This is a genomic window from Streptococcus sp. SPS1, from assembly GCF_030439915.1.
Taxonomy (GTDB): domain Bacteria; phylum Bacillota; class Bacilli; order Lactobacillales; family Streptococcaceae; genus Streptococcus.
The window spans coordinates 1-16,572 of sequence record NZ_JAQFJG010000013.1 but is presented as its reverse complement, the minus strand read 5'-3'; the positions used below and the strand labels follow the sequence as shown (position 1 = coordinate 16,572).

Annotated in this window: 12 protein-coding genes and 3 pseudogenes; 9 read left to right on the top strand and 6 right to left on the bottom strand. The window is 38.9% G+C overall.

Features of this window, described 5'->3' with window-relative positions; genetic code table 11:
• The first annotated feature begins 45 nt into the window (after window positions 1-45).
• The 5 genes from mutY (at window position 46) to PCY12_RS08715 (ending at window position 4,992) form a co-directional block, all read left to right on the top strand.
• On the top strand, window positions 46-1,221 hold the full coding sequence (gene mutY, locus PCY12_RS08735) for an A/G-specific adenine glycosylase (protein ID WP_301352527.1): 1,176 nt from the start codon (window positions 46-48) through the stop codon (window positions 1,219-1,221).
• Window positions 1,222-1,276: 55 nt separating this feature from the next.
• Window positions 1,277-1,981: a response regulator YycF gene (gene yycF / locus PCY12_RS08730; protein WP_050259789.1), complete on the top strand. Its 705-nt coding sequence runs from the start codon at window positions 1,277-1,279 to the stop codon at window positions 1,979-1,981.
• Complete coding sequence (gene vicK / locus PCY12_RS08725; protein ID WP_061387623.1) at window positions 1,974-3,323, top strand: cell wall metabolism sensor histidine kinase VicK; 1,350 nt, start codon at window positions 1,974-1,976, stop codon at window positions 3,321-3,323. The genes yycF and vicK overlap by 8 nt, the downstream gene beginning before the upstream one ends.
• 1 nt (window position 3,324) lies before the next feature.
• On the top strand, window positions 3,325-4,134 hold the full coding sequence (locus tag PCY12_RS08720) for an MBL fold metallo-hydrolase (protein ID WP_054384038.1): 810 nt from the start codon (window positions 3,325-3,327) through the stop codon (window positions 4,132-4,134).
• An 84-nt stretch (window positions 4,135-4,218) separates the two neighbouring features.
• Window positions 4,219-4,992, top strand: coding sequence for an ion channel (locus PCY12_RS08715; RefSeq protein WP_301352525.1), 774 nt, complete (start codon window positions 4,219-4,221; stop codon window positions 4,990-4,992).
• A 37-nt stretch (window positions 4,993-5,029) separates the two neighbouring features.
• Here the strand turns inward: PCY12_RS08715 and PCY12_RS08710 are convergent, their stop codons facing one another.
• The 3 genes from PCY12_RS08710 to PCY12_RS08700 form a co-directional block, all read right to left on the bottom strand.
• On the bottom strand, window positions 5,030-5,377 hold the full coding sequence (locus tag PCY12_RS08710) for a thioredoxin (protein WP_000434635.1): 348 nt from the start codon (window positions 5,375-5,377) through the stop codon (window positions 5,030-5,032).
• 110 nt (window positions 5,378-5,487) lie between these two features.
• Complete coding sequence (locus tag PCY12_RS08705; RefSeq protein ID WP_000121686.1) at window positions 5,488-7,206, bottom strand: phospho-sugar mutase; 1,719 nt, start codon at window positions 7,204-7,206, stop codon at window positions 5,488-5,490.
• Between the two features lie 324 nt (window positions 7,207-7,530).
• Window positions 7,531-8,421 (bottom strand): Rpn family recombination-promoting nuclease/putative transposase, encoded by an 891-nt coding sequence (locus PCY12_RS08700; protein ID WP_301352523.1) that lies wholly within the window; start codon window positions 8,419-8,421, stop codon window positions 7,531-7,533.
• Between the two features lie 591 nt (window positions 8,422-9,012).
• Here PCY12_RS08700 and PCY12_RS08695 point away from each other — a divergent pair.
• From PCY12_RS08695 to PCY12_RS08685, 3 genes are all read left to right on the top strand, one after another.
• The gene (locus PCY12_RS08695) at window positions 9,013-11,799 is read left to right on the top strand and encodes a YSIRK-type signal peptide-containing protein (protein WP_301352521.1); all 2,787 of its coding nucleotides are present in this window, start codon (window positions 9,013-9,015) and stop codon (window positions 11,797-11,799) included.
• 82 nt (window positions 11,800-11,881) lie between these two features.
• The gene (locus PCY12_RS08690; RefSeq protein WP_301352519.1) at window positions 11,882-12,766 is read left to right on the top strand and encodes a hypothetical protein; all 885 of its coding nucleotides are present in this window, start codon (window positions 11,882-11,884) and stop codon (window positions 12,764-12,766) included.
• Window positions 12,767-12,915: 149 nt separating this feature from the next.
• Window positions 12,916-14,313, top strand: a complete 1,398-nt coding sequence (locus tag PCY12_RS08685; RefSeq protein WP_301352518.1) for an LPXTG cell wall anchor domain-containing protein — start codon at window positions 12,916-12,918, stop codon at window positions 14,311-14,313.
• Between the two features lie 221 nt (window positions 14,314-14,534).
• On the opposite strand, the pseudogene tnpA reads toward PCY12_RS08685, so the two are convergent.
• The 3 genes and pseudogenes from tnpA to PCY12_RS10360 form a co-directional block, all read right to left on the bottom strand.
• Window positions 14,535-15,048: pseudogene (gene tnpA / locus PCY12_RS08680) on the bottom strand (IS200/IS605 family transposase).
• A gap of 216 nt (window positions 15,049-15,264) precedes the next feature.
• Window positions 15,265-15,387, bottom strand: a pseudogene (locus PCY12_RS08675) (IS630 family transposase); the annotation flags it as partial.
• Window positions 15,388-15,540: 153 nt separating this feature from the next.
• On the bottom strand, window positions 15,541-15,696 hold the full coding sequence (locus PCY12_RS10360; protein WP_367316732.1) for an IS630 transposase-related protein: 156 nt from the start codon (window positions 15,694-15,696) through the stop codon (window positions 15,541-15,543).
• Window positions 15,697-15,938: 242 nt separating this feature from the next.
• On the opposite strand from PCY12_RS10360, the pseudogene PCY12_RS08670 reads away from it, so the two are divergent.
• Window positions 15,939-16,472: pseudogene (locus tag PCY12_RS08670) on the top strand (PD-(D/E)XK nuclease family transposase); the annotation flags it as partial.
• Window positions 16,473-16,572: the final 100 nt, after the last annotated feature.

Below are 16,572 nucleotides of genomic sequence, written 5' to 3'. Positions count from 1 at the left end.
TACTGGGAAAAGGACAGTTAGAGTCTTCTGTGTTATACTAGAGATATGTTAGATTTGAAAGAATACGGTATCGTTATATGGTCAGAGGAGAAGATTATTTCTTTCCGTGAGAAACTTCTCAGTTGGTATGATGAAAACAAAAGAGATTTACCGTGGCGTAGAAGTAAAAATCCTTATCACATCTGGGTATCTGAAATCATGCTTCAGCAGACCAGGGTGGATACGGTTATCCCTTACTATGAACGATTCTTGGACTGGTTTCCAACAGTAGAAAGTTTGGCGAATGCGCCTGAAGAGCGTTTGTTGAAGGCTTGGGAAGGTTTGGGTTATTATTCTCGAGTTCGTAATATGCAGGCTGCAGCCCAGCAGATTATGACTGATTTTGGTGGCCAATTTCCAAACACCTATGAAGGAATTTCCAGTTTGAAAGGGATTGGCCCTTACACAGCAGGAGCGATTTCCAGTATTGCTTTTAACTTGCCTGAGCCAGCGGTCGATGGTAATGTCATGCGGGTCTTGGCGCGTCTGTTTGAAGTCAACCACGATATTGGGATTCCAAGTAATCGCAAAATTTTTCAGGCAATGATGGAAATCTTGATTGACCCAGAACGGCCAGGTGACTTTAACCAAGCCTTAATGGACTTGGGCTCAGATATTGAGGCTCCTGTAAATCCCAGACCAGAAGAAAGTCCAGTTAAGGACTTTAGTGCGGCATATCAGAATGGCACAATGGACCGTTATCCAATCAAGGCTCCCAAGAAAAAGCCGGTCCCTATTTATCTTAAAGCCTTGGTGGTAAAGAATAGTCAGGGACAATTTTTGCTTGAAAAAAATGAAAGTGAAAAGCTCTTGGCAGGATTTTGGCATTTCCCCTTGATAGAAGTTGATGAGTTTCCGCAAGAAGAGCAGTTTGACCTCTTTCATCAGGTTGCAGAAGAAAGTGTGAACTTTGGCCCCAGTCCAGAGGAGAGTTTCCAGCAGGACTATGACCTAGATGTTGATTGGTTTGATACTTATTTTGAGACTGTCAAGCATATCTTTAGCCATCGCAAGTGGCATGTTCAAATTGCAGCAGGTCAGGTAAGTGACTTCCATGACTTTTCAGATAGGGAAGTTCGCTGGCTTTCACCAGAAGAGTTTAAGAATTACCCACTTGCTAAACCCCAACAAAAAATCTGGCAGGCTTATGCAAAAGCCAACTTAGACAGTAGCCAAGACTAGCTATCGTGTCTTCTTGCTATTTTTTTGGTATAATAGTAGAGAAAAAGGTGAACATATGAAAAAAATACTAATTGTAGATGATGAAAAACCAATCTCGGATATTATCAAGTTTAATATGACCAAGGAAGGTTACGAGGTTGTAACTGCTTTTAATGGTCGTGAAGCGCTAGAGCAATTTGAAGCAGAGCAGCCAGATATTATTATTCTGGATTTGATGCTTCCGGAAATTGATGGTTTAGAAGTTGCTAAGACCATTCGCAAGACAAGTAGTGTACCTATTATCATGCTGTCGGCTAAAGACAGCGAATTTGATAAGGTCATCGGTTTGGAGCTTGGGGCAGATGACTATGTGACAAAACCCTTCTCCAATCGTGAGTTACAGGCGCGTGTTAAAGCTTTGCTGCGTCGTTCTCAACCTATGCCAGTAGATGGGCAGGAAGCAGATAGCAAACCTCAGCCTATCCAAATTGGGGATTTAGAAATTGTTCCAGACGCCTACGTGGCTAAAAAATATGGCGAAGAACTAGACTTAACCCACCGTGAGTTTGAGCTTTTGTATCATTTAGCATCGCATACAGGTCAAGTCATTACGCGCGAACACTTGCTTGAGACTGTCTGGGGCTATGACTATTTTGGTGATGTCCGTACAGTTGATGTGACTGTCCGACGTCTGCGTGAGAAGATTGAAGATACGCCCAGCCGACCAGAGTATATCTTGACGCGCCGTGGTGTAGGGTATTACATGAGAAATAATGCTTGATTTACTGAAACAAACCATTTTTACCAGAGATTTTATCTTTATCCTGATTTTGTTAGGTTTCATCCTTGTTGTGACCCTCTTATTACTGGAAAATAGACGTGATAATATTCGATTGAAGCAAATCAATCAAAAGGTTAAAGATTTGATTGCAGGAGATTATTCCAAGGTTCTTGATATGCAAGGTGGGTCTGAAATCACCAATATTACCAATAATTTGAATGACTTGTCGGAGGTTATTCGTCTCACTCAGGAAAATCTAGAACAAGAGAGTAAGAGACTAAATAGTATCCTGTTTTATATGACGGATGGGGTTCTTGCGACCAATCGTCGGGGGCAGATTATCATGATTAACGATACAGCCAAGAAGCAACTGGGGCTGGTTAAAGAAGATGTTCTGAATAGAAGCATTTTGGAATTGCTCAAGATAGAAGAAGACTATGAATTGCGTGATTTGATTACCCAAAGTCCAGAATTGTTGCTAGATTCTCAAGACATCAATGGCGAATATCTGAGCCTTCGAGTTCGCTTTGCCTTGATTCGTCGAGAGTCTGGCTTTATTTCAGGTTTGGTGGCTGTTTTGCATGATACGACGGAGCAGGAGAAGGAAGAGCGCGAACGGAGACTCTTTGTTTCCAACGTTAGTCATGAGTTACGGACTCCTTTAACCAGCGTGAAATCCTATCTTGAAGCCTTGGATGAGGGAGCTTTGTGTGAAACTGTAGCACCAGACTTCATCAAGGTGTCTCTGGACGAAACCAACCGTATGATGCGCATGGTGACGGACCTCCTTCATCTTTCACGGATTGATAACGCCACTAGTCACTTGGATGTGGAACTGATTAACTTCACTGCCTTTATTACCTTTATCCTCAATCGTTTTGACAAGATGAAAGGACAGGAAAAGGAGAAAAAATATGAGTTGGTGAGAGATTACCCCATCAATTCTATCTGGATGGAAATTGATACAGATAAGATGACGCAGGTTATCGACAATATTTTAAATAATGCTATTAAGTATTCGCCAGATGGGGGTAAAATCACTGTCAGAATGAAGACAACTGAAGACCAGATGATTTTATCCATTTCTGACCATGGTTTAGGCATTCCTAAGCAGGATTTACCACGTATTTTTGATCGTTTCTATCGTGTGGATCGTGCTAGAAGTCGTGCCCAAGGTGGTACAGGTTTGGGACTGTCTATTGCCAAAGAAATTATCAAACAACATAAGGGCTTTATTTGGGCCAAGAGTGAATACGGTAAGGGATCAACCTTTACCATTGTGCTCCCTTATGATAAGGATGCAGTGAAAGAAGAAGTATGGGAGGATGAAGTAGAAGACTAGAATGAGTGAAATAGGCTTTAAATACAGTATTTTAGCGTCGGGTTCCAGTGGAAATTCCTTTTATCTGGAAACCCCAAAAAAGAAGCTTTTAGTGGATGCTGGCTTGTCTGGTAAGAAAATCACCAGCTTACTTGCTGAAATCAATCGCAAGCCAGAAGACTTGGATGCCATCTTGATTACGCATGAGCATTCAGACCATATTCATGGAGTAGGTGTTTTGGCTCGAAAGTATGGTATGGATTTGTATGCCAATGAAAAGACCTGGCAGGCTATGGAAAATAGCAAGTATCTCGGCAAGGTGGATTCTTCGCAAAAGCATATCTTTGAAATGGGTAAAACCAAAACCTTTGGAGATATCGACATCGAGAGTTTTGGTGTAAGCCATGATGCAGTCGCACCGCAGTTCTATCGCTTTATGAAGGATGATAAGAGTTTTGTCCTTTTGACAGATACAGGTTATGTTAGTGACCGTATGGCGGGAATTGTCGAAAATGCGGATGGATATCTTATCGAGTCCAACCATGATGTAGAGATTTTGCGAGCAGGTTCTTACGCTTGGCGACTTAAACAACGAATCCTATCGGATCTAGGTCACCTTTCTAACGAGGACGGTGCTGAAGCTATGATTCGTACACTTGGGAATCGTACTAAGAAAATCTACCTTGGGCATTTATCTAAGGAGAACAATATCAAGGAACTGGCTCATATGACCATGGTCAATCAGCTAGCACAAGCTGATCTGGGAGTTGGAGTAGACTTTAAGGTTTATGATACCTCACCAGATACCGCAACACCATTGACAGATATATAAAAAAGAAGGCGAGGGCCTTCTTTTTTATAAATTAATAGATATTTGTTGTGGTATAATGTTCAAAAATGGTATAGGAGAAATAGCGTGAAAAGAAAATGGTTATTTAAAGATTACTATGACACATCGATTATCATACTTGCGTTGATATCTGTTGTTCTAGTCTTGCTTGGATTTTCTGAGATGATTGATTTGGATAATCCGCCTTATAGTATTATTGATTTAGCAATCTGGGGTGTTTTTGTGGTAGATTATGGCTGGCGGTTCTTTTTAAGTAAAGGGAAATGGCGATTCATAATTGAAAATATCTTTGATCTGCTAGCTATCCTGCCTTTAAATGCTATTTTTACAGTGTTTCGATTAGGGCGTATCTTCCGCTTAGCAAGGCTGACAAAATTACTGAAACTGACTCGTTTACTTAGAATAATTGGACTTACAGGTAAATTAGAAAGAAAAATTAGTAGATTCTTACGGACAAATGGCCTGATTTATGTCTTGTATGTTAATATATTTATCGTGCTAGTAGGAAGTTCAATTTTATCTGTAGTTGAAGAAAAATCATTCTCAGATAGTCTTTGGTGGGCTCTTGTGACAGTAACTACTGTTGGTTATGGTGATATTGTTCCAGTTTCCCTTTTTGGGAAATGGATAGCAGTTTTACTGATGCTTGTCGGTATTGGAACAATAGGGATGTTAACAAGTGCCTTGACGAACTTTTTTGTAAAAGATAATCCAGATGAACAGATAAAACTTGATAAACTTCAAGATGAATTGTCTAGTCAGAGAATATTACTAGAGAAACAATCCGAGAAGATAGAAGAACTGCATAGAATGATACAAGATTTGATTGAAAAAAGGTAATTTTGACCATTTAAAAACCACTCGATGAGTGGCTTTTTTACAATCCTGCGAAATCTTTGATTTCTTGTGCTGACATTGAAGAGTCGCAACGGACATTGATTTGTCCATCCGCAATGTGAACAAATCCTGGTACAGTTGGGATTCCGTAGCGTGAGCGGAATGCTTGCAACTCATTGAGTTGGCTTGGTTCTTCACTATTGATGAAGTAGATGTGAGCTTTAGTTTCAGCTACGACACCTGCCAAGGTACCCGCAAATTTACGGCAGTAAGGGCAAGTTTTGCGACCGATAAAGAAGGTTGCAGTTTCTTTTTTATCAAGAGCTTCTTGCGCACGCGCAACTGTAGTGACTTCAAGGTCTTTGATATTATCTAAAAATTGTTCCATGAGATTACCTCGCTTTCATTGATATGTCTAGTATGCCATAAAGTTTCTAAAATTGCTTAGATTTGATATGAAAAAAAGATGAGATTGATTGGTCTCATCTTTTTAGGTCTTTATTTTACAAAAGCATTGATTTCTGCTTCGATATTAGCAATCTTAGCTTGTGATTCTTCGTTGGTTTCCCCTACAACTGCAATGTAGAACTTGATTTTTGGTTCTGTACCTGAAGGACGAACGGCAATCCATGAACCGTCAGCAAGTGTGTATTTCAAAACATCACTTGGAGGAGTTGTTAAGTTTGTAACAGTACCGTCAGCAGCAGTAGCAGTTTGAGCTTTAAAGTCTTCTACGACAGTGATAGCTGTTGCGTTCCATTCTTTTGGAGCATTGTTGCGGAATTTAGCCATAATTGCTTTGATTTGTTCAGCACCATCGACACCTGAAAGGGTAACAGAGATTGTCTTTTCTGCATAGTAGCCGTACTCTTTGTAGATTTCTTCGATACCATCAGCAAGTGTCAAACCGCGTGAACGGTAGTAGGCAGCAAGTTCAGCAACGACAAGAACGGCTTGGATAGCATCTTTATCACGTACGAATGGTTTAATCAAGTAACCGAAGCTTTCTTCGAATCCCATCATGTAAGTGTGATTATGTTTTTCTTCGAATTCTTGGATTTTTTCAGCGATAAATTTGAAACCTGTCAAGACGTTGAACATGGTTGCGCCGTAGCTTTCAGCAATCTTCGTTACCAAGTCAGTTGATACGATAGATTTGCAGAGCGCTGCATTTTCAGGAAGAGTTCCAGCATTTTTGTGGGCTTCCAAGATGTATTTAGCCATGATGGCACCGATTTGGTTACCTGAAAGGTTGAGGTAGCTACCATCTTTTTGAAGAACTTCAACACCAACACGGTCAGCATCAGGGTCAGTTGCGACAAGAACATCTGCACCAACTTGACGACCAAGTTCTTCAGCAAGGGCAAAAGCTGCTTGGCTTTCTGGGTTTGGAGATTTTACAGTTGAGAAGTCAGGATCAGCAGTTGCTTGCGCTTCAACGACTTGAACAGAGTCAAATCCTGCTTGGGCAAGAGCACGACGAGCCAACATTTCACCAGTACCATGAAGTGGTGTGTAGACAATCTTCATGTCTTTACCAAATTCTTCAATCAAGGCTGGGTTGATGTTCACATCTTTGACTTCTTTGAGGTATTCTACATCGACAGCTTCGCCGATAACTTCAATCAAGCCAGAAGCTTTTTCAGCTTCCACATCAGCAACTTCTACCGCAAATGGGTTTTCGATTGCACGGATATAAGTAGTCAAAGCGTCCGCGTCGTGTGGAGGCATTTGTCCACCGTCTTCACCGTAAACCTTGTAACCGTTAAATGGAGCAGGGTTGTGGCTGGCTGTGACCATGATACCTGCGAAACAGTTGAGGTGACGAACCGCAAATGATAGTTCTGGAGTTGGACGAAGGCTTTCAAATACGTAAGATTTGATGCCGTGTTTAGCAAGAACTGCCGCAGATTCAAAGGCAAACTCAGGTGAGAAGTGACGGCTATCGTAGGCGATTGCTACACCGCGTTCTTTCTCGTTTCCACCTTTTGACTCAATCAAACGAGCCAATCCCTCAGTAGCTTGGCGAACAACGTAGATGTTGATACGGTTTGTACCAGCACCAATCAAGCCACGCATACCTGCAGTACCAAATTCAAGATTTGTATAGAAGGCATCTTCCTTAGTTTTTTCATCCATATTTTCCAAATCTTGACGAAGATAGTCAGGAAGCTCCGCAAAATCAACCCATTTCTGGTAATTTTCTTGGTAAGACATTCAAATTCTCCTTTATTTTTAAAACATTTAATCAGTTTGATTATATCATTTTTTTTAGTTTTAGTAAAACCTTATCTGCTTCGAAAATCTCTTCAAACCAGGTCAGATTGAATTTGGGGTTTATATGATGTTGAGGCTAGGAAAAATTCAATTTCAGTAAAAAAGTAAGTCTTCTCATAATAAAACATTGATACTAAACGTTTTATTATGAGAAGACTTTTACCCAGCATCTTTATACACAACCTCAAAACAGTGTTTTGAGTAATCTGTGACTAGACGTTTAGTTCTAAGAATGCCATCTTGATTAGATGGTTTTCTTGACTGTTATTGGTGATAATCTTCCAGCAAGGCTTCAAACTCAGATACTGACATACCTAATTGCTGACTGGCAAACTCAGTGCTTAATACATGTTGGCGGACTAGATTTGCTAACATCGCGAAACCACCTTCAGCACGACCACGCTCCTCCGCTTGTTCCAAGGCATAGTCATGCGCTAACAATGCCTGTTCTTCTCGCATACGTAGTTGACTAAACATCTTCCTGTCCTCCTCGGACCAGCTCTTGTAGTCTAGCAGTTGGTCTGCCTGGCTGATGGCTCGCTCGGGTTCTTGGGTAAAGGGTTTGTTCCCGAAAAACTCCAACCATGGCTTGCGAATGCTATCTTTGCTGGTTTCTCTGTATTTTCTTAATTCCAAGAACGCCATCTTGACCAGATGGTTTTCTTGACCATTGTTTGTGATAGTTAAGACTTCACCTGTCGTGTCCTCGCGCATACTAAAGCTATGGAAAGCCAAGTCATCTTGGAAATAATTGCTATCTACGATAGCAATAGCATAAACGGGTGCAATATGTTTGTAACTCTGGTGGGTATCACCTTCTCGCTGGCGAATTTTTTCTAGGTTTTGATTGACTTGACTACATAGATAAGCCCACAAACGATTGATGAAAAAATTCTGATGATGAACTTGGATTTCAATAATTACTTGCGTTCCATTATCCAACTCCGCCAAGACATCAATACTGGTATAGAAATCCTGATCCGAGTAGGGCATGGGAGGCAAGATATGAATATTGCTTCCCTCCAAAATGGTCACATTTTTTGCTGGTAAATCCAGCATATCGCGAATAAATTGACAAGTGATTTCTGGATTACTAAAGATTTTCTTAGCAACCAAGTCATTAGTTGGGCTGATGCCCGGATGACGTACAGTCATATTTCTTCTCCTTTCATTATAGCACATTTTTAAATCTAGGTTTACTAGATTCACTGCTACTATCTATTTATTCGGAAAAGAGAGGAGAAAGTTTAAAAATAGTAAGGCTGTTTGCTTGTAAATCAGTTGGGTTTCTTTCTTCTCCATCGCCATCGTGCTTAAAGTTTATAGGTGTTTGAAGTCAAAAAATCCTCTCTTTCCGTATAATACAGTCCTTTCTGTCACTGACTCTTGGATACGGAGGGATTGATATATTTTTTAGGTAGATTATCAATATAAAAGCGCTCTTTGATGTTATAGACAAGTCTCGGTAGGGTTTACCTGAAGCACGGCGCTGAGCTTGCTGATAGGAGGAAGTAAGTCCATAAGATGCACACGACAAGGCAAGGTTAATGAGGCTTCATCTTTGATGTCGGCTTACTGATGAAGCTCCCGTTGCTTTTGGCAAAAAGAGTCTTCTATCACCTAATCTACCATTCGTAAAATTTGAAATTTACAGTCATTTGGTGTATAATATGTATAGTTTGTCTATTAAATAATATATATATATATAGCAAGCAATAGAGCGCAATATATATATGGAGTGTAAAAATGAATCATACAGAAAAACAATTAAAATACAGTATTCGAAAAGTAAGCGTCGGTGCAGCTAGTGTCGTTATTGGCGCTTTTTACTTTGCTATGGGTGCAGGTGTAGTACATGCGGAGACGAATGCTACTACTGAGGGAGGAACAAGCCACTCTAGTCCGTCCCCAGAATCTAATACCAATAACCCTAATAGTTTGCCTGGGTCTAACTATCAGGCGGAACCTGCCCCAAATCCAGCTACCCTTCTAGCTGGAGTGGCTCATTCTGTTAAGGAAGAAACAGAAACAAAAACCGTTACACGTACCATTAAATATGTAGATGCTTCTGATGAAAGTAAAGAAGTAGCAACACCAGTCATTCAAACAGTTACCTTAACACGTAAAAAAGGTACAGAAGAGTGGTCAACAGAAAAATGGGAAGCGAAAACTGCTCCGCCAGTTGATGGATATGATGTGTCTGGAAACAATACTGTAGAAGCAAAAGAAGTAACATCGTCAACTAAAGATGAAACAGTGCTGGTGTATTATTCTAAAAAGGAATCTGCATCAAGTAATTCTTCATCAACTTCAGAAACGACAACTACTAGAAGTCGTCGTGTGAGAAGAGAGGTAGGGGATAATACAGATGGAGGAACAGATGAAACCTCTACCGGAACCACAGTAAATAAAAAGGAAACAGTCGTTGACCCAAAACGTAAGGGTGAGACAGTACAAGAAAATCATCCGGGTGTAAACGTGCCTAAAAAAGGTGAGGAAGGCGCAGACGATCCTAATGCTCATTTAACATTTAAGAAACCTGGAGATGATGCTACAGTTGAAGAAATGTGGAAAATTATCCAAAATATGCCGGATGATTTTCAAAATAACGAGCGTTCTTATTTAAGAAATATGGATACGCTTGGGGACAATCTTCGATTTGACGAAAATGGGAACGTCACTGATAATCCAAATGGTAAAAAACTTCAACCAGGTGAAATTAGAGAAATCAGTAGCTTTGGTGGATGGACAGCTATTATGAAAAAAGATGGTGAAACTGGTAAGTTCGCTATTGGGATGAAAAATGAACAAGGCTATTTCACTGGTTGGTATAACAAAAATGGTGAACGCCAAGAAGGTGGAATGCTTGGTTCTAATGCCCTTGACCAAATCTTTCTTCACGAGCAAGCATTAGACCGTCGCTTCAAATATATGTTAATGCTTGCCAAAGGACGTACTATCGCCAATAAAGAAGATGAAGCACAAGATAAATCTGAGTTTGATATAAAGACAGCAAATAACAAGTTTGAAAAAGATGAACTTAATAAATTACCTGTGAAAGAAAAAGATGATAAGCTTCAACATTCACCAAATATCGAAGGGTTCAATGGAATGGAAAAAACTTTTAAAGCCTTTTCGACAGAATATGGAAGTCGTTTGAAAATCGACTTTGTAACTGGGTATATCTCAGACTATGAAGGGTCAAAAGGGACTTATCGTATCGTTGTTAAAGCTATTAAAAAGGATAATTCTGAAGAAACTGTCTATGACCACACGATCAACCGAATTGACGGTATAGTAGAGAACGAAGAACGTTACAGTCAAGGTGTAGATTTAAGTGTGTTTAATCAAGTAATTAAAAAATTATTAAAAGATGAATACATTAAAAAAGTCAATGCTCTTGCAAATCCTAAATATAAAGAAAAATATCCGAACGACAAAAAAATAGATAAAGACAAACTAGACGCTTTAAAAGAGGAAGTTAAACAAGAACTTGCCAAAAAGGGAGACGTTACATTTGAGTTACCTATAGATAAGGATGAATTGCATGAAGTAGAAAAAAATGGAAAACCAACTTATAAATTTAAAGAGGGAAGTATTTTTACAGTTCCATATGCAACTGTAGCCAATAAGCTTAATAATAGTCTTAACAAAAAATTGGATACAGAGGTGCGAAAAAACTCCCCAATATGGTTGGTTAGCACTGAAACAAATTTAGACGGAACAGTAAAAGCTAAAGACTCAGATCGTGTTTATAAAATATTAGATTTTGTATTGCCGACTGCGAAAAAAATTATCTATCATGCAGATACAGATCAATTAGAACTTCAAACAGATCCAGAAAAAGTGAAGACTCATCGTGCGGAGTTAAAAAAGAGACTAGAGGCAAAAGTAGCTCTTTTAGAGACTACTACGAAAGAGGATGATAAAACTAAACTTAAGAAAGAAATCTCAGCCTTAAAATCAGCCATTGGATCCACAAACTCATACACTTACGTAGAAGCAAGAAACGGTAGTAAAGAAGCGAAAATCCTTGGCTCAAAAATGGAAGCGACTGAACAACCTAGTGCAAGTGAACTAGCAGCAGATAAGTACAATAGAATAAAGACGAATGAACTTGCTGCGAAGGCAGAAGACGGTCTTTCAAAATTCACTGCCTACTTTGTCGAAAAATACAAAGTTAAGCGTTCAAACGTACTACCTGATGCTGAATTATCCAAAAAAATTACTGAGGAAATTGGTGGAGATGAGAATAAACTAGGTAAAGGGGGTTATTTCTCAACGGGAGATATTCCATTGGACAAAGATGTTGTAGCCTACAAGATACAGGTGTTTGCTGAAAACGAAAAACGTGTTGGTGTTAATAAGCAAAGTCCAAGACTTCAATATAACTTACCTATCCTAGCCGACTTCTCAGTTATTCAAGATACAGTAGCACCGTCTAAAGAAGTCACAAAACGAATTATTACTAAACTAAAAGAAAAAGGTAAGATTACTGAAGAAGAAGAGAAAAAAAATAAAAGAAAAAATTGAGAAAAAGAAAAAAACTTCTGAGCTACGTAGTTTATTATCAGCCAATGTCAAGGTGAAGTATGTAGATAAACAGGGAAATGCCTTGAACATTAAGGATGATAGTAATTTCGGTAAAAAAGATAGCGATAATACTTATATTGCCGCAAAAGATGTCTTATTAACAAGTGAATATGATGTAACATCAAGTAAACATGCGACAATTGAAGGAACGAATGACCACTACTATAAATTAGTTGAAGAAAATGGTGGACTTTTAACAGGATCAGCACCTGTTAAAGGCGAAATTGATTCGGTAGATGATAAAGTTGTTACTTTTGTATATGAAGAAATAGAAAAGCCAGTAGCACCAACAACAGGTAAAGGTGTCGTACGCTTTAAGAAACAAGTGACGGAGACTAAAACTGAAGCATTAAAAGGTTATGATGATATTACTCTAGAAGGTGAAGTAGGAAAAGAATTTTCATCTGATTCAGTTAATTCTACAATTACAGAACTGAAAAGACGTGGATATGATATTGTAACGAATGAATTTGAAACAAAAAGTAAAAAAATTGATTCTCAGACCGATGCTGATGGACAAGAGCCAAGTCAGGTGTATAATGTAGTAGTTAAGGAACGTATAACAACTGATACGGAAACTAAAAAAGTAACACGTACAATTAAATACGTTAAAATTGACGATTCAACCGGAAAAGAAGTAGAAGTTGAAAATGTACAGCCAACAAATACGAAAACAGTTGAGTTTACACGCAACTTAACAATTAACCTAGTTACAGGATTAACAACAAATGGACCATGGAGTGAAAAACAAACTTTCGAAGAAGTAAAAACTCCAGTTTTAACAGGATATATAGCTGATAAAGCTAAAGTAGAATCAAGTGAAGTAACAGCTGACAGTGCGGATATTGTGGAAAAAATTGTATATAGAAAAATCGGATCAGGGTACCGAAAGTTCCAGATGGAGTAAAACCACCAACAGGAACGGATATAACTCCAATTCCATATCCAAACGATCCAGACGACCCTACTAAACCTAAGAATCCGGAATATCCAGAAACACCAGGTGGTAATGAGACACCAGGAACTCCATCGGATCCTAATAAACCAACACCACCAGTGATTCCATACGTTCCAGGTTACACACCAAAAATTGGAGGGAATCCGTTAGAACCAGTGGATCCAAAACATCCAGAAAAAGGATATAAGGTGCCACCAGTTCCAGAAACGCCAAATGATCCTAAGATGGATACACCAATCAAGTATACACCAGATGGACAAAGAGCTATTGTCAAATTTGTTGTCATAGGCGAAGACGGAAAAGAAACGGAGCTTGTTGCTTCAAGGATGTCGCTGACAGGTAAAACTGGAGAGGGAATCCCAACAGAAAACTTTAATGATACATTGAAGAAACTAACAGGTGACCCAGTTAATAATGGTGACTACGAGTTAGTAGACAATCCTCTGAAAGATGGAGCAACATTTGATAACGTAAAAGATGAAGAAGGAAAAGATCCGTCTCAAGTCTTTGTCGTGAAGTTACGTCAAATCTATGTTATTCCACCGACACCGAGAATTGTCGAACGTCCAAGCGGTAATACTGTAGAAGTTGACGTGCCAAATAAAGATGCCGATACTTTATCTATTACATTTACAAAACGAAACAGTACTGAAAAAGAAACTATCGTTACGAAGAAAGATAAAGATGGTACGTGGAAAATTGAAAAATCTCCAGATGGAGTTACTATCAATCCGACAAATGGTCGTGTCTACATTCCAAGTAAGCAAGTTCAACCGAAGACATGGGTAGATACGCAAACAAAACATAAATACAAACAAAGTAAGATTGTTAGTGTTATGACGAATATCCTTGATTTACCTAAATTTGAAGGAACGACAGAATGGATTGACGTAAATGGAAAAGTATTAAGACCAACTGAAAATGGTTTACATGAAAAAGGTCGAATTGCAAATCATGTTTGGTTGGAAAGTCGTTTGGAAGGAAAAAAAGTCACACATATTTTCTTTGCAGGTTCTCCATCTGTAGACAAGCCAGAACAAGAATATAAAATTACAGTCTGGTTTGATAAAGATGGTACTCGACTTAAACCAGACCAACCAGGTACTCATGAAGCTGGAAATATTCCTGGATACAGATATATTACAACTGTAACGAAGGATGGTATTACGATTCATAGATTTGAAAAGATACCGCCAGTTCTTCCTAACGAACCAATTCCAGATAGACCTGAGGAGCCAAGACCACAACCAAATCCAGAGCATCCAAGTGCTCCGACACCAAGCCCAGAACTACCGAACCAACCAGAACCAACTCCTGAACCTGAAACTCCAGTGAGTCCAAAACCAGAAGTTCCAACTTCTGAGACAAATAGAAGAGAGGAGTTGCCAAACACAGGTACAGAAGCTAATGCTACCTTGGCTAGCGCTGGTATCATGACCTTGTTAGCTGGTCTAGGATTAGGATTCTTCAAGAAGAAGGAAGAAGATGAGAAATAATAGATTTTGTAATATAGGATAAATGAGGAGGCTGGGAAAAAACTCAATTTTAGGAGAAATTGAAGTAGATCTTTCCACAATCATGACCACCCGTCAAACGGGTGGTTTGTCCCAGGGCTATAAGCCAAAATTACCAGCCAGCGCCTAAAGACGCTGGCTTTCACTTTGTTCAAGCCTCATTGCTCTTGACTCGTCACTTTCCTCTTAAAGAGGCTTTAGTATTACTTGCCACTATCCCTAAAGGGATCCTCATATCTTTCACACTCAATTTATCTAGTGCTATATCATGCTTTACTCGTTCTCAAATTTTCATACTCATGAAGAAATCATCCACTGGATAATTTCTTTAATCTTGGATATATTTCTTAATTGTGGCTTCATTAAGCCCTACTATACTTACATAATAATCTTCTGCCCAGAAATGCCGATTCCCAAACTTGTACTTGAGGTTGGCGTGTTTGTCAAACATCATGAGTGCACTTTTGCCTTTTAAATAACCCATGAAACTCGAGACACTTATCTTTGGTGGAATACTTACTAATATGTGTACATGGCCTGGCATTAAGTGACCCTCGATAATTTCAACTCCTTTATAACTACACAAGCGATGAAATATTTCGCCTAAACTACTTCGATATTGATTATAGATGACTTTTCGTCTATAATTAGGGGTGAACACAATGTGATAGAACAGTGCCACTTTGTGTGCGATAAACTATGAGCTTTTTGTGCCATATTTTTCTCCTTTCGCTTTACAATTGGTTTGAATACCTTTATTGTATCGCGTTTGGAGTTTTTTGGGTATAACCTTCGACGCGCACCCGCATAGCGGGTGGTTTTTTTGTCTCGCACCTAACGGAGCGAGACGGACTAATAGTCACATAATCAAAAAAACGCATAATATCAAGTTTTTCAACACCTGATACTATGCGTTTTTCTGCTTTTTAATACTCATCTGCTTTCAAAAAGCATTCTAGTCCATCTCCGATTAACGATGGACTTTATCACCTCCTTCTCCAGTCCTTGTATGACATCTTGAAGTTGATTCATGACATCTTCCAAAGTTCGATCGGAATCTTTAAGGTACTTGATTTATGCATATATCATTGTCCATGACAATAATATGAGGTGTCTTCCAAGCAGGTAGGAGTTGCATTTTGAAACACTCTACAAAAAAGTCGCTCGTCATACTTTCCTTATAGATCTTAGGAACTATAAACTCTCTATCTACTTCCGCTCTAAGTGTCCTTGTTCATGTAATTTCTTTTCCCACGTGAAGAGAGTTCTAACTCCAACATCAAAAACTTTGGCTGCTTCGACATGTCTATGCCCCTGTTTGATGTAATCTAGTGTTCTTTGTTTAAACTCTCTACTATATGCAATAGCTTTATTATAACATGCTTATTTTAAACTAAGCAATTATACAAGCTGTCAGCTATTTACTATAAATTCATTAATTGGCATTCCAGTCTTATCATCGGTCTCAAATCAATATTTTGAGCTGTACTAGATAAGATTTATACTTTTCTTTTTGATTTTTGTTTACTTTTCCGAATAAATAGATAGTAGCAGTGAATCTAGTAAACTTAGATTTAAAACTGTGGTATAATAAAAGGAGGAAAAGGATGATTCTAAGACATCCGGGCATCAGCCCAACTAATGACTTGGTAGCTAAGAAAATTTTCAGCAATCCAGAAATCACTTGTCAATTTATTCGCGATATGCTGGACTTGCCAGCTAAAAATGTGACTATTTTGGAGGGAAGCAATATTCACGTCTTGCCTTCCCTACCTTATTCAGCACAAGATTTCTATACCAGCATAGACGTTTTAGCTGAACTAGACAATGGGACTCAAGTTATCATTGAGATTCAAGTTCATCATCAGAATTTTTTAATCAATCGCCTGTGGGCTTACCTTTGCAGTCAGGTCAATCAAAATCTTGAAAAAGTTCGCCAGCGAGAAGGTGATACCCACCAGAGCTATAAACACATCGCACCAGTATACGCTATCGCAATTGTCGATAGTAATTATTTCCAAGATGATTTAGCCTTTCATAGCTTTAGCATGCGAGAGGATATTACAGGTGAGGTCTTAACTATCACAAACAATGGACAAGAAAACCATCTAGTTAAGATGGCGTTCTTAGAACTAAAAAAACTCTAAGCAGGCAGAGCCTGCTAACTCATGACAGAAAAAGAAGTTTAGCTTATAATGAAGATGAACAATACAAATCCGTGGTGTCTAATAGGGCTTTTCC